General features: G+C 52.3%; 12 protein-coding genes. 4 read left to right on the forward strand and 8 right to left on the reverse strand.

All coding sequences use genetic code 11. The annotated features are described in order from the left end of the window. Positions 1–95: 95 nt before the first annotated feature. The gene (locus tag BZG73_RS02680) at positions 96–1,067 is read right to left on the reverse strand and encodes a GlxA family transcriptional regulator (protein ID WP_077667506.1); all 972 of its coding nucleotides are present in this window, start codon (positions 1,065–1,067) and stop codon (positions 96–98) included. A gap of 186 nt (positions 1,068–1,253) precedes the next feature. Here BZG73_RS02680 and BZG73_RS02685 point away from each other — a divergent pair, with 186 nt between their 5' ends. Together BZG73_RS02685 and BZG73_RS02690 are read left to right on the forward strand one after the other, a co-directional pair. Continuing rightward, positions 1,254–2,069, forward strand: a complete 816-nt coding sequence (locus BZG73_RS02685; RefSeq protein ID WP_077667507.1) for an MBL fold metallo-hydrolase — start codon at positions 1,254–1,256, stop codon at positions 2,067–2,069. 55 nt (positions 2,070–2,124) lie between these two features. Beyond that, positions 2,125–3,108, forward strand: coding sequence for a GlxA family transcriptional regulator (locus BZG73_RS02690; RefSeq protein ID WP_021023979.1), 984 nt, complete (start codon positions 2,125–2,127; stop codon positions 3,106–3,108). Positions 3,109–3,192: 84 nt separating this feature from the next. On the opposite strand, the gene metQ is transcribed toward BZG73_RS02690, so the two are convergent. From metQ to metN, 3 genes are read right to left on the reverse strand one after another with little or no spacing between them, the layout of a single operon-like run. Next, complete coding sequence (gene metQ, locus BZG73_RS02695) at positions 3,193–4,008, reverse strand: methionine ABC transporter substrate-binding lipoprotein MetQ (protein WP_077667508.1); 816 nt, start codon at positions 4,006–4,008, stop codon at positions 3,193–3,195. 46 nt (positions 4,009–4,054) lie between these two features. Beyond that, positions 4,055–4,741 carry a methionine ABC transporter permease gene (locus tag BZG73_RS02700; RefSeq protein ID WP_077578564.1) on the reverse strand — a complete coding sequence of 229 codons (687 nt, stop codon included), beginning with the start codon at positions 4,739–4,741 and terminating at the stop codon, positions 4,055–4,057. After that, on the reverse strand, positions 4,731–5,765 hold the full coding sequence (gene metN, locus BZG73_RS02705; protein WP_077520233.1) for a methionine ABC transporter ATP-binding protein MetN: 1,035 nt from the start codon (positions 5,763–5,765) through the stop codon (positions 4,731–4,733). Before metN ends, BZG73_RS02700 begins: the two co-directional genes overlap by 11 nt. A gap of 247 nt (positions 5,766–6,012) precedes the next feature. Between metN and BZG73_RS02710 the strand changes: the two genes are divergently transcribed. Continuing rightward, on the forward strand, positions 6,013–6,651 hold the full coding sequence (locus BZG73_RS02710) for a LysE family translocator (RefSeq protein ID WP_077667509.1): 639 nt from the start codon (positions 6,013–6,015) through the stop codon (positions 6,649–6,651). A 7-nt stretch (positions 6,652–6,658) separates the two neighbouring features. Here the strand turns inward: BZG73_RS02710 and BZG73_RS02715 are convergent, their stop codons facing one another. The 3 genes from BZG73_RS02715 to BZG73_RS02725 form a co-directional block, all read right to left on the reverse strand. Further along, complete coding sequence (locus tag BZG73_RS02715) at positions 6,659–7,798, reverse strand: amidohydrolase (protein WP_077667510.1); 1,140 nt, start codon at positions 7,796–7,798, stop codon at positions 6,659–6,661. 129 nt (positions 7,799–7,927) lie between these two features. Next, positions 7,928–10,075, reverse strand: a complete 2,148-nt coding sequence (pta, locus tag BZG73_RS02720) for a phosphate acetyltransferase (RefSeq protein ID WP_077578561.1) — start codon at positions 10,073–10,075, stop codon at positions 7,928–7,930. A 105-nt stretch (positions 10,076–10,180) separates the two neighbouring features. Beyond that, the gene (locus BZG73_RS02725; RefSeq protein WP_077667511.1) at positions 10,181–11,377 is read right to left on the reverse strand and encodes an acetate kinase; all 1,197 of its coding nucleotides are present in this window, start codon (positions 11,375–11,377) and stop codon (positions 10,181–10,183) included. Between the two features lie 369 nt (positions 11,378–11,746). Here BZG73_RS02725 and yfbV point away from each other — a divergent pair, with 369 nt between their 5' ends. Continuing rightward, positions 11,747–12,196, forward strand: coding sequence for a terminus macrodomain insulation protein YfbV (gene yfbV / locus BZG73_RS02730; protein ID WP_077667512.1), 450 nt, complete (start codon positions 11,747–11,749; stop codon positions 12,194–12,196). 123 nt (positions 12,197–12,319) lie between these two features. Here the strand turns inward: yfbV and BZG73_RS02735 are convergent, their stop codons facing one another. Then, on the reverse strand, positions 12,320–13,291 hold the full coding sequence (locus BZG73_RS02735) for a ChaN family lipoprotein (RefSeq protein WP_077667513.1): 972 nt from the start codon (positions 13,289–13,291) through the stop codon (positions 12,320–12,322). Between the last annotated feature and the right edge of the window lies 1 nt (position 13,292).

A 13,292-nucleotide genomic window follows, 5' to 3' on the forward strand; every position in this document is an offset into this window, starting at 1 on the left:
CGCCTTGTGACGCTTTGAACGCGATATCCGTTCACTCCGTTACCGATCAAGGTAGTGGGGTGAGCGGCTTTTATATCTATCTTGCCTTTCTTCTTTTACTGGCTTTGGGCTTTGCGCATCTGGCGCGGTGACACACCGTAGTGGGTGCGAAACGCGCGGGAAAAACTCGAGCTTGAGCTAAAGCCACACGCCAATCCCACGGATAACACATCAAGATCGGTTTCTTTTAGCAAATAATGGGCGCGCTCTAGCCGTAACCCCAAATACCAGCTTCGTGGTGACTGGTTCAACTCGCTGTCAAAAAGCCGTTGCAGATGGCGAAGCGAGATACCACTGCGCTGAGCCACCTCCGATAAAGGCAGCGGGGCTTCTATATGGCGTTCCATCACATCCACCGCTTCGACCAGACGTCGGCGATGGGTGCCTAAACGGCGGGCGAGTGTCATTCGCTGTTGATCGCGCCGGGTACGAATGCGCTCGTGCACTAGCTGCTCAGAGACGTCGATCGCTAACTGGGTGCCATGGCGACGCGCAATCACATCCAGCGCCATGTCCATCGCCGCTGCGCCCCCTGCGCATGAAAAACGCCGCTGTCCCAGCTCAAATAGCTCATCTGAGGTCCTGACTTCCGGAAAGCGCTCTTGAAACGAGGGCAGGCTTTCCCAATGTAAGGTGACCCGCTCACCCTTGAGCAAGTCGGCAGCGGCCAGCAAAAAGCAGCCGGTATCGAGCCCACCGAGCGCGCACCCCGCCGCATCAAGACGGTGCAGCCAGCGCATTAAGGGGCGACTTAAATAAGCTTCAGGATCAAAGCCGCTACACACGGCCAGTGAGGGCAGGTCATGCACCGCATCAATGGCTTTGTCGGCCAGCAGTGACATGCCGTTAGACGCCTTCACCGGTTTGCCATCCTCACTGATCATTTGCCAATCAAATAGCTGCTTGCCACTGATTTGGTTGGCAATACGCAGTGGCTCGACGGCAGAGAAAAAGGCCATCATCGAAAAGCGGGGCAGTAAAAGAAAGCCGATACATTCTGGTATCGGGCCTGTGTATTCAAGACGCATGACCGCAAGCTAAACGTGAAGAGTGATGAACTATGATGACTGGCCGCCGCTATGGGGGTCAAGTTAAGGGGGAGCGTCTTTGTCCCGATACTATCCTTATATGTCCTTTTAGCCACTTTTGAGCGTGTGGTTWGGTGCTTATTATTTCGTCACTAACGCAAAGCATAGTGACACTGGAGCGCAATCATGAAAATCACACAAATTCGTAATGCAACACAAATAATTGAATATGCAGGTAAAAAATTCCTCATTGACCCGATGTTAGCCCCGAAGGGGACGTACCCCGGCTTTGAAGGCACAGCCAATTCGCACCTATCGAACCCCACCGTTGAATTACCTTTACCGATTGAAAGTATTATCGATGTGGACGCGGTGTTATTAACTCATACGCACCCAGATCACTGGGATGGGGCTGCCGTGAACATAATCCCCAAAGATAAAACGATTTTTGTGCAACATGAGGGGGATGAAGCCATTTTACGCTCTCAAGGGTTTACCAATGTGCAGATCTTTTCTGAAGAGGTTGATTATCATGGTATTTCATTTATCCGCACGGTATGCCAACACGGCTCTCATGCTGCTTTTCAAAATGAACAAATGGCGGACATATTAGGTGAAGTGACGGGGGTTATCTTCTCGCACGCGACGGAGGAAAAGCTGTATTTGGTTGGTGATACGATCTGGATCCCAAGTGTTGAACAAACCATGATAAAACAACAGCCAGGTGTGGTTATTCTCAACACAGGTTGGGCACATGTCCTTGGTTTCGGCCCTATTATCATGGGTAAGGAAGATGTGCTCAAAACACATCAAGTGCTGCCTGAAGCTAAAATTGTCGCCACACATATGGGGGCTGTGAATCATGCGTTGGTAACAACGCAAGAAATGCGCGCTTATGCAAAAGCAAACATGATCCATGAGTGTGTGTTTGTGCCAGAAGATGGTGAGACAGTGACCCTTTATGGTGGGTCAATAAAGCATCATAAGATGCTGTGCTGGTGAGCAACACAGAGTAGTGCGTCTTCATTACTCTGTGTTTTAACGATGGAAATGGCCTATGTATCCCACAGACAGTAACAAACTTCCCTCGGTGGCTATTGTCGTTTTTAATCACTTTAGCCCATTTCATATTTCCGTCCCGAGTATTGTGTTTGGGCCTAGCACGTTGAATGAGGCTTTTTTTGACCTCAAGTTAGTCGCAGGAGAACCTGGTCCCATTCTTTCCGATATTGGTATGGAAATTCATACTGAGCATCAGCTGGATGCGCTAGCGCACAGCGACATCATCGTCATTCCCTATTGGCGAACCATTGATGAACGCCCCAATGAAGCACTGCTTGCTGCGCTTCAACGTGCTCATGCCCGAGGCGCATTCGTTGTTGGTTTATGTCTTGGCAGCTATGTGCTTGCCTATGCGGACTTGCTGGTAGGAAGGCGAGCGTCGACACATTGGGAACTAGAACAAGACTTTAGCCAACGGTTTCCGTGTGTTTTGCTGGATACGAATGCCTTGTATGTTGAGGATAATCGCGTGATCACTTCAGCAGGTACGGCTGCCGGGATTGACTGTTGTCTCTATATTTTCCGCAAGTTCTACAGCAGTACCATTGCAAACCGAGTGGCAAGAAGAATGGTCGTGCCGCCATATCGTGATGGTGGACAAGCTCAGTTTATCGACCAACCCATACCGGTGACGTCATCCGACTCTCGTATCAATGCGTTAATGGAGAATATCAGACGTAACCTCAGTCAAAAGCACTCATTGGATGTGCTCGCTGAGTCTGTGATGATGACCCGCCGCACGTTTACCAGAAAATTTAGCCGGGCGACAGGAATGTCATTTGGAGAGTGGTTGACCACCGAGCGACTAAATGTCGCTCAAGATTTGCTTGAATCTACGGACTTATCTATCGAGCAGGTTGTCGAAAAAACAGGCTTTAGCTCGGTGCTTATGTTCAGAGAAAAGTTTAAAGCGCGCTATGAAGTGACGCCTAATCAGTGGAGAAAAGCGTTTTATCGTCAATCCAATAATCAGACCTAAGTGTCAGTTGGGTTGTTCTCTGCATCAAAAAGCCCGCACTTTTCAGCACGGGCTTTATTATTTCAGTATGTTACGCGTAGTGGCTTACCAGCCTTTTACCACGGCGCCGTCAAAGATTTCCATCGCGGCGTTGTAAACGGCGTCGGTTTGGTAGGCTTTAACAAAGGTTTTCACGTTTTCCGCGTCGACGTTTTCTTTACGCGCCACAATCAGGTTCACGTAGGGTGATTCTTTGTCTTCAACAAAGATACCGTCTTTGTTTGGCGTTAGGCCCACGCCGGCTGCAAAGGTGTTGTTGATGATAGCCAAATCGACATCTTCTAACGAGCGAGGCAGTTGTGGGGTTTCTAGCTCGATGATTTCTACGTTTTTCGGATTCTCAACGATATCCAGTTTGGTGGCGTTGATGCCTGCGCCTTCTTTGAGCTTGATGATGCCTTGCTGCTCAAGCAATACCAGTGAACGGCCCAGGTTCGATGGGTTGTTTGGCACCGCAATTTTACCGCCTTCTGGTAGATCCTCGACGCTATCTAGCTTGTAAGAATACGCTGCAATCGGATACACAAAGGTGTTGCCGGCAATCGCAAACTCATAACCACGGTCTTTGATTTGTGCGTCCAAGTAAGGTTTGTGTTGGAAAGCATTCACGTCGACCGAGCCATCATCCAGTGCCGCGTTGGGTGACACGTAATCGGTAAAGGTCACCAGCTCTACCTCAAGACCGAGCTTTTTCGCTTCTTCCACCGCGTGTTCAGCCACTTGTGCTTCTTCGCCGGCCATCACGCCCACGGTGATGCTGTTGGTATCGGTTGCGGCTTGTTCTTTCTCGCCGCAGCCAGTCAGCACCAAGGTTGAGGCAAGGCCAAGAGTGGCAAGTAGTGTTTTGATCGTGGTTTTCATTGTCTGTCTCCCTGTTTGGAACATATTCGTCATTATTGTGTTTGATTTAGCGGTGATCGGCGCGTCGCACCAAGTAATCACCAAAAGATTGAATCGCTTGCACTAAGACTACCAACATTACAACGGTGATCAGCATCACTGTGGTGTCAAAGCGCTGATAGCCATAGCGGATGCCCACATCCCCAAGGCCGCCGCCGCCGACCGCACCGGCCATGGCCGAGTAGCTCACCAAGGTAACCAAGGTAATGGTCGCGCCATTGATGATGCCGGGTAACGCTTCCGGTATGAGCACTTTATAAATAATCTGGAACGGGTTCGCGCCCATCGCTTTGGCCGCTTCCTCTAGCCCAGCCGGTAACTCGAGTAACGCCCCTTCAACCAAGCGGGCAATAAATGGAATCGCGCCGACGGTAAGCGGCACAATCGCCGCCGCGGTACCAATCGAGGTACCAACCACCATGCGGGTAAACGGAATAATTGCCACCAGCAAGATAATAAAGGGGATAGAGCGACCAATGTTCACTATTGCGCCGAGCACCTGGTTAACTTGCGGCTGGCCCAGCAAACCACCGGGTTTGGTCACATGCAGTAACACGCCCAATGGGATGCCAATCACAAACCCCATGATCCCGGAGGCAAACACCATGTACAGGGTTTGGCCAGTGGCTTCGAGGAGCAAGTTGATAAGGGCGCTGTTTTCATTGACCCAGTGAGTGAGTTGATCAATCAACATAGCCGAGTACCTCCGTGTTGACATGGTGCTTGTTGAGGTAAGTGATGGCGTTTTCAACCGCCTCTTTTGGACCCATGATTTCCGCAAGGAGTAGGCCGAATTTCACGCCGCCGGCGTAGTCGATATCTGAGCTTAAAATGCTGATGTCGATATCAAACAGGCGCGAGATCTGGCTGATTAATGGGTCATCGACCGTCGCACCGGTAAACTCGAGGCGCACCAAGGGGTAACTGCCTTCGAAGTATTCTTGTTGTAAGCGCTGGGCAAAATCATGCGGCACTGACAAGTCGAGGGTTGAACGAATAAATTGTTTGGCCAAGTCGGATTTGGGATGCGCAAAAATCTCGCCCACCGGACCGGACTCGACGAGCTCGCCATCGCCAATAATAGCGACGTCGTCACAGATACGTTTGACCACATCCATTTCGTGGGTGATCAGCAAAATGGTGAGATTGAGCTTTTGGTTGATGGTTTGCAGCAGCGACAGAATGGATTGCGTGGTGGCTGGATCCAGTGCGCTGGTGGCTTCATCACAAAGCAGAACGTTGGGGCTTGGCGCCAATGCACGGGCAATGGCGACACGTTGTTTTTGTCCGCCACTGAGGCTGGCAGGATACACATCACGCTTATCGGCCAAGCCGACCAGATCGAGCAGTTCGCTCACGCGTGTTTCAATCTCATCGCGGCTCGAGCCACTTAGCTCAAGCGGCAGGGCGATGTTGTCGAACACGGTGCGTGACGAGAGCAAATTAAAGTGTTGGAAAATCATCCCGATTTTACGGCGCGCTTGGGTCAACTGGCGGCTGGGTAGCGCAGTGAGGTTAGTGCCACCCACTTTGACTGAGCCGCTGGTTGGGCGCTCGAGCAGGTTAACCATCCGGATCAGGGTACTTTTCCCTGCACCGGAGGCACCGATCACACCAAATACTTTCCCCTTGGGAATAAATAAGTTGATGTCATTAAGGGCATGAATTCGGCGTTCCCCGAGTTCGAATACCTTGTTGAGGTTGGTTATCTCAATCATCACATGTCCTTGGCGAATAATTTGATCACAGCAGACTCACTCAGCGGCTTGTGCCACATTCTTGCTGTCGCTCTGGTTATTGATGCTATGAGTTAGTCAAAATTAAGTCAATGGATATTTTTACTTCTGGACGTCTAAATGGCAATAAGTCCAATCGCTTGGTTATAAACTCAACAGTAGGCTTGATCTCAAACGATAAAGGGCGTTTACTAGAAGCCCCTGTAGTGCTTTGTTCTGATTACGCTTTATGCCAACTGCTTTGATTGATACCACCATGCTTTCCTTGTTCATCCCGACCTTTTTTCTGGTGTCCGTGACACCTGGGATGTGTATGACCCTCTCGATGACGCTGGGAATGACCATCGGCGTTAAGCGTAGCCTGCATATGATGTGGGGCGAGTTAATTGGCGTGGGGCTGGTAGCGATTGCCTCGGTAATTGGGGTGGCGGCAATGATGCTTAACTATCCGYCGATCTTTCAGGTGTTCAAATACGTCGGTGGTGCCTACCTGGCGTTTCTTGGGGTACAAATGTGGCGATCTCGCGGCAAAATGGCCATTCCGGAGGATGATGACGCTAGCCCCAGTGAAGCATCAGCGTGGTCCTTGGCGACCCAAGGATTTGTCACCGCGATTGCTAACCCGAAAGGCTGGGCGTTTATGATCTCACTGTTGCCCCCGTTTATTAATCCTAAATTAGCGCTGCCCAGCCAGTTAAGTGTGCTGGTGTTGATTATTCTGCTGACCGAGTTTAGCTGCTTGATGTTGTATGCCAGTGGCGGTCGCACGTTGCGTCAGTTTCTGCAGCAAAGAGGCAACGTGCAACTGCTTAACCGTGTCGCCGGCACCTTGATGGTGGGCGTTGGCGTGTGGCTGGCGCTGGGGTAGGACGTGATCAATCCGTGTAACGCCCGTGATGCTCAGCGACCAAAGCGGTAAAGAGCGCTTTGGCGGTGGGGAGAATCGTATCGGGAAAATCATAATCGGGGTTGTGCAGTTGCGGATGATGCTCGCCACTGCCAATGCCAAATAACGCGCCCGGCCAACGGGCAAGAAACTCGGCCACATCTTCTGACCAACGCATCGGTTCACTAAGCCAATGTACCTCAACCCCTAGCGATTGCGCGGCATTGGCGACATGCTGTGTATGGTGTGTGCTGTTCTCGGCCGCGATAAAGGGCTCATGCCAGCTAAAACTGACCGTTAACCCTGCCCGAGCCGCCAGCGTGTTCACTTTGTCTATCAAGTCGGCTTTCATGGCCTGAAAGCAGGCGTTGTCATCACTGCGCAAGGTAGCCATCACGGTCGCGTGGCCGGGGGCGACGCCGTAGGCGGGCTCTCCTAACTGGGCATGAACCAAGGTGACAAGGCTGTTGGCCTCAGGGTAGGCGTCGGGCAGTTGTGTCAGGGTATGCATCACGCCTGTCATCGCACTGGCAGGGCTAACCCCGCGTTCGGGGTAGGCGGCATGAGAGGTTTTTCCGTACAGCTCAATGGCGACTCCGGTCGAGGCACAGGCAAAGGTCCCTGGGCGTACCACGATTTGATGCTGATTAAAGCCGGGGAGATTATGGAAAGCGTAGACGTTATCAATCTGCGCGTTGGTAAGTGCGGGGGACTCGCACATACGCGCTGCGCCTTCGCCGGTTTCTTCTGCAGGCTGAAAGGCAAGCAGCACAGTACCACGAGCGGGCGGAATGTGGCTAAGCTCGGCAGCGACGGCCAGCAACGCCGCGGTATGACCATCATGGCCACACGCATGCATCACGCCTGAATGCTGGGAGCAATAAGCCTGTGTTCCATGCTCTTCAATCGGGAGCGCATCAAAATCGGCGCGTAGCAAGGTGGTGGGCCCTGGCGCAGCGCCTTGAATGGTGACCAGGATCCCGTGGCCGCCGACATCAGTGGCTGGGTGAAAGCCAAATTGTCGCAACTGGGCAGCGATAGTACGTGCGGTGAGGGCTTCGTGGTTAGAAAGCTCAGGGGTTTGGTGCAGGGTATGCCGTAGCGTGACGGGATCGAACTCGTTAGCCATCTTCGACTCCAAAACCAGAATGGATACGCCATGCTAGATCGCGTTTGCATGTCACGTTGTGAACGCAAACGCAAAAAAGCCAGCAACAGGTGCTGGCTTTTGTTTTATCTCGACAGGGCGTGGTGAAAATTACACTTGGCCGTTGTCTTCCGCTTGTTTCGCTTGGATAGCTGTCAGGGCCACTGTGTAAACAATGTCATCTACCAGTGCGCCACGAGACAGGTCGTTCACCGGTTTGCGCATGCCTTGCAGCATTGGACCGATAGACACCAGCTCAGCAGAACGCTGTACCGCCTTGTAGGTGGTGTTACCTGTGTTCAAGTCTGGGAAGACGAACACGGTCGCTTTACCGGCAACCGGTGAATCCGGTGCTTTCGACTTAGCAACATTTTCCATGATTGCTGCGTCGTACTGCAGTGGGCCATCAATCACCAGATCAGGGCGTTTCTCTTTGGCAAGGCGGGTGGCTTCGCGAACTTTATCCACGTCAGCCCCTTTACCTGAGCTACCAGTCGAGTAAGAGATCATCGCTACGCGTGGCTCGATACCAAAGGCGCTGGCGGAATCGGCCGATTGAATGGCGATTTCTGCCAGTTGCTCAGCGTTTGGATCTGGGTTGATCGCACAGTCACCGTATACCAGCACTTGCTCAGGCAGCAGCATGAAGAAGACCGACGACACCAAAGAGGCGTTCGGGGCTGTCTTGATGATCTGCAGCGGTGGGCGAATGGTGTTGGCCGTCGTGTGCACGGCACCGGACACCAGGCCGTCGACTTCGTTGGCTTCTAGCATCATGGTACCCAGTACGACTGTGTCTTCCAGATGCTCTTGCGCAATCACTTCGGTGATGCCTTTGCTCTTACGCAGCTCAACCAAGCGGGCCACATATTTGTCACGCGCTTTCACAGGATCAATGATTTCAACGCCAGCGCCCAGGGTGACGCCTTGCTGATCGGCAACACGTTTAATTTCTTCTGGGTTACCCAAAAGCACACATTCAGCAATTTTACGCTCTGCGCAGATAGCGGCAGCCTTGATGGTACGTGGCTCGTCACCTTCTGGCAGCACAATGCGCTTGGCGGCTTTACGCGCAAACTCGGTGAGCTGGTAACGGAAAGCGGGTGGGCTGAGACGACGCTCGCGGTTAGAGCCAGAGCTTAGTGACTCAATCCAGTTGCCATCAATGTGGCTAGCCACATGGTCGTTCACAAACTCAACACGCTCTTTGTCGTCAGCTGGGACTTCGAGGCTGAAGCTTTGCAGGTTGAGTGAGGTTTGCCAGGTGTTACCTGCGGTGGTGAACACTGGTAGGCCGGTTTCAAAGGCACGGTCACACAATGCTTTGAGCTGATCAGGGATCGAGTAACCACCGGTCAGCAGCAGCGCACCGATTTCCACGCCGTTCATTGCTGCCAAGCAGGCCGCGACAATCACGTCTGGACGGTCTGCCGAGGTCACTAGCAGTGAGCCAGGGCGGAAGTGCTCAACCATGTTAGGAATAGAGCGTGCGCAGAAGGTAATGCTCTTGATACGGCGCGAGTGAATTTCACCTTCATTGATGATGGTGGCATTCAAGTGCTTAGCCATATCGCTGGCACGGGTAGCAATCAGATCGATTTTCCATGGCACACAGCCCAGTACGCGGATTGGGCTCGTGTTGAAGATCTGCATCACTTCAACGTTAGTCGGACGCGCGCCGTCTGCATCGTCAAAGATCTCTGACAGATCGGGACGGGTGCGGCCAGCATCATCAACAGGGGCATTGAGCTTGTTGATGATCACGCCAGAGATGTTGCCGTTTTTGCTGCCACCAAAGTTGGTGCAAGCAAACTCGATACGCTCTTTTAGCTGCGCAGGGTTGTCGGTACCTGGTGTGGTCACAAAGACAATCTCTGCATCCAGCGTCTTGGCAATCTCGTAGTTGATTTGGTTGGCAAACGGATGGTTACGCGTGGTGACCAAGCCTTCAACCAGTGCCACTTCGGTGTTTTGGGTGGCGCGTGTAAAGCGTGCAAGTACTTCTTCAAGCAGCACGTCTTCTTGATCGGAACGCAGCAGATCTTCGGCCTGGTTCATTGACATCGACTCGGCGACTTTCATGTCACTGTTGGCGTGAATGATTTCTGTCGTCAGGTCAGTGACATCAGTGTCGCTACCGTGATGAGGCTGCGCAATGGGTTTAAAAAATGAGACGCGGACGCCTTTACGCTCCATCGCTCGCATCACGCCGAGGCTGACACTTGTCAGGCCGACGCCGGAGCCGATTGGGATTAGCATAATAGTACGGGACACGTTGACTTCCTCTTACTATCTGATTGGCGTGCCGGACAGGCCGGCACAAATATAAAAACGGCTGAGTGGAATCAGCCGTTGGGAATGGTCTTACAGGCCAGTTAGGCGCGCGGTGTCTTGCGCAATGACCAACTCTTCGTTGGTTGAAATCACCATCGCAGGCACGCGGCTTTCGTCTGTGGTGATCACGCCTTCACCGCCAAAGCGGGCTTTTAGGTTGCGTTCTTTGTCGACGTCAACACCCAGCAGAGATAGGCGCTCGAGTACCAATTCGCGGATTGGGCCTGAGTTCTCACCGATACCGCCGGTGAAGACAATCGCGTCTAGGCGACCATCGAGGGTCGCGGTGTAGCTGGCCACGTACTTAGCAAGACGGTGACAGAACACGTTCATCGCGCGAGTGGCTTCTTCTTTCTCGCCATAGTTGTCTTCGACAAAGCGGCAGTCAGAGGTCACTCCGGTCAAGCCTTGTAGGCCAGACTCTTTGGTCAGCATGGTGTTGATTTGCTCAACGCTGTAGCCCAGTGCATCGTGCAGGTGGAAGATAATCGCTGGATCTAGGTCACCAGAGCGGGTGCCCATTACCAGGCCTTCCAACGGGGTCATGCCCATTGAGGTGTCGACGGATTTGCCGTTTTTAATCGCACAAACTGACGCGCCGTTCCCGAGGTGGCAGTTAATGATGTTCACTTCATCAACAGGTTTGCCAAGCTGCTCAGCGGCGGCGTTAGCGATAAAGTAGTGCGAGGTACCATGCATGCCATAGCGACGGATGCCGTGCTCTTTATAAAGGTTATAAGGCAGTGCATACAAGTAGGCTTCTTCTGGCATGGTTTGATGGTATGCCGTATCGAATACAGCAACATTTTTCAGCGCTGGGAAGGCTTTTTTCGCCGCTTCGATACCTACGATGTGGGCTGGGTTGTGCAGCGGTGCAAAGCTGGCTGCATCGTGGATCCCTTTCAGTACATCGTCCGTAATTAATGCTGACTGAGTGAAGTGCTCGCCACCGTGAACAACGCGGTGGCCAATGGCACCTAGGTTCTCGGCAAGCTCAGGCTTAGAAGCCAGGATGGTATCAACAATGAAGTTAAGCGCTTCATTGTGTGCGGCACCTTCGCCGAGTTGGGCTTCATGCTTACCGTCCATCTTCCACTTGATGCGGGCTTCTGGAAGGTGAAAGCATTCGGCTAGACCGGTAAGATGCTCATCGCCTGATTGAGCGTCGACAATGGCGAACTTCAAAGAGGAGCTTCCGCAATTGAGTACGAGAACCAGCTTGGACATGTATGACTACCTATGTTTCGTAAGACAGAGTGTATTGAACAAAAAGGATAGTGGACAAACAGAGACACTACCTTTTTAAAAAAAGAATTATCTCATGCGTTGTCGCGGGGAAAGAACCATCTTTATCCGTCCTGGATAAGTGAACGCTCCGTCGAGTACAACCAGATTAGGTTGCGAGACAATCGAATCCGAGCAACAATGATAAAGTGCGCTAAGGATAGCGGGACTTGATACAGATAACAAAAATTTTTTGAGCAATACTGGTTAATTTTGAAAGTTTTTAAACAGTTTGTTTAATTTTTATTGTAAAAGTTGAGTGACAGCGCCTTGTGTCACACTGAGCGAGTCACACGAGTAAGTGAGGTAGGTATGACAACGAATAAGTCAATCTGGCGTTGCCTGCAAGATGGTCAGAAGTACATGCAGGAATGGCCAATGAGAAAGGAGTTGGCACCGGTATTCCCCGAGAACCGTGTGATTACCATGACTCGCTTTTCGATCAAAGTGATGCCAGCGGTGGCGGCGATTAGCGTGTTATTACAGATGTCGGCCAATAATGTACAAGGGCTGCCGCAGGCGGTGATTGTGGCCTTGTTTGCATTGAGCTTGCCGGTGCAAGGTTTGTGGTGGTTGGGTAAGCGTCGTGATACGCCTCTGCCGCCAGCGCTTGCGGGTTGGTATCGCGAGCTGCATCAAAAGATCACCAGTGAAGGACATGCGATGCAGCCGATCAAAAACCAGCCACGATACAAAGAGCTTGCGCATGCGTTAAGCCGCGCGTTTAAAGTTGATCGCGCCGCGTTGGAGCGTTGGTTCTAACAGACACGCGGCGTCGTCGCTATCGACTAGCGAACAGATATAGAGAAGAAGCGACAACAAAACGCCGACTGTTTGGTCGGCGTTTTTGTCTGTGGGACAGTGTCTGTGGGAAAGCGTGAGCGCTTAGCTATTTGTGGCGCGCTTGCACTGGGCGGCACCTTGCCCTTTCATTTGGCTCACCGCTTGACGCATTTCGTCCATCGACAGCCAGCGCTGTGGCATGGGTAGCACGTGTAAGCGCAAGTCGGGCGCGTCGTCGCTTAGCATGGCTTGGTCGCTTACCGCGGTGATCAATGCAATGCGCAGTTCAGGGTTACGGGCGTGAATTTGTGCCGCGGTTCCCAAGCCTTCGGCGATGTGAAAGCGCCCGGCAATATGCACAATTTGGCTGTCAGGTTGAGCGGCATGGTAATCGACGATGCTTTCGGCCATGGTGGCATCCCACGCAAGCTGAGCCGCATACTGGGCGTCTGTTTGGCTGGCGCTGCCATGGTGCATATTGGCCTTAAACTTGCGCTTATACGGTGAATCTTGGGTATCTATGGTGTCGGCAAACCAGCTACGCTGTTGCTCGGACAGACTATCGAGATATGACAAGCCTTGCTGACCAATACAGCGCACCAGTCGCTTGGGGGCGTTGGCAGCAATCACCTCGATTTGGCGTTGCTTAGCCAGTTCAATCAAGGGCCGGTAACTGCCATCATAATTATCCCATGCATTGGCTTGTCGCTTTAACGTGTCTTCGCCGATCTCGCCAGCAAGATATTGGTCAAGCACGGGTTGTGTATCGCGACTGAATTGCTCCATCGACAGGGCCACTGGGTGTTCTGAGGCGAGCTGGCTGAGTAGCTCAGCTTGAAAGCGGTGCACGCCAGGATGGCTGTGCCATTCGCCAATGAGCACCACATCGGCATCCGCCACTTGGCGGGCCACTTGGGTCAGGCTCAATGATTCGCCCTCTGCGCGAGTGACTTGGTAGTCAAATAAAGTGGCAAGCGCATCGGTTTTTGCATGAAGCGTCGAACTGGTGAATACGATGCAGGCTGCGGCGAGCCAGGCGCTGATGATACGAACCGATACGCGACCTTGTTTCATG

It is taken from the genome of Salinivibrio siamensis, from assembly GCF_001996005.1.
GTDB lineage: Bacteria > Pseudomonadota > Gammaproteobacteria > Enterobacterales > Vibrionaceae > Salinivibrio > Salinivibrio siamensis.

Bases quoted from the DNA above. Each gene is read 5' to 3' on its own strand.
- BZG73_RS02680 (WP_077667506.1), bottom strand. From the start codon at position 1,067: ATGCGTCTTGAATACACAGGCCCGATACCAGAATGTATCGGCTTTCTT.
- BZG73_RS02685 (WP_077667507.1), top strand. From the start codon at position 1,254: ATGAAAATCACACAAATTCGTAATGCAACACAAATAATTGAATATGCA.
- BZG73_RS02690 (WP_021023979.1), top strand. From the start codon at position 2,125: ATGTATCCCACAGACAGTAACAAACTTCCCTCGGTGGCTATTGTCGTT.
- metQ (WP_077667508.1), bottom strand. From the start codon at position 4,008: ATGAAAACCACGATCAAAACACTACTTGCCACTCTTGGCCTTGCCTCA.
- BZG73_RS02700 (WP_077578564.1), bottom strand. From the start codon at position 4,741: ATGTTGATTGATCAACTCACTCACTGGGTCAATGAAAACAGCGCCCTT.
- metN (WP_077520233.1), bottom strand. From the start codon at position 5,765: ATGATTGAGATAACCAACCTCAACAAGGTATTCGAACTCGGGGAACGC.
- BZG73_RS02715 (WP_077667510.1), bottom strand. From the start codon at position 7,798: ATGGCTAACGAGTTCGATCCCGTCACGCTACGGCATACCCTGCACCAA.
- pta (WP_077578561.1), bottom strand. From the start codon at position 10,075: ATGCTAATCCCAATCGGCTCCGGCGTCGGCCTGACAAGTGTCAGCCTC.
- BZG73_RS02725 (WP_077667511.1), bottom strand. From the start codon at position 11,377: ATGTCCAAGCTGGTTCTCGTACTCAATTGCGGAAGCTCCTCTTTGAAG.
- yfbV (WP_077667512.1), top strand. From the start codon at position 11,747: ATGACAACGAATAAGTCAATCTGGCGTTGCCTGCAAGATGGTCAGAAG.
- BZG73_RS02735 (WP_077667513.1), bottom strand. From the start codon at position 13,291: ATGAAACAAGGTCGCGTATCGGTTCGTATCATCAGCGCCTGGCTCGCC.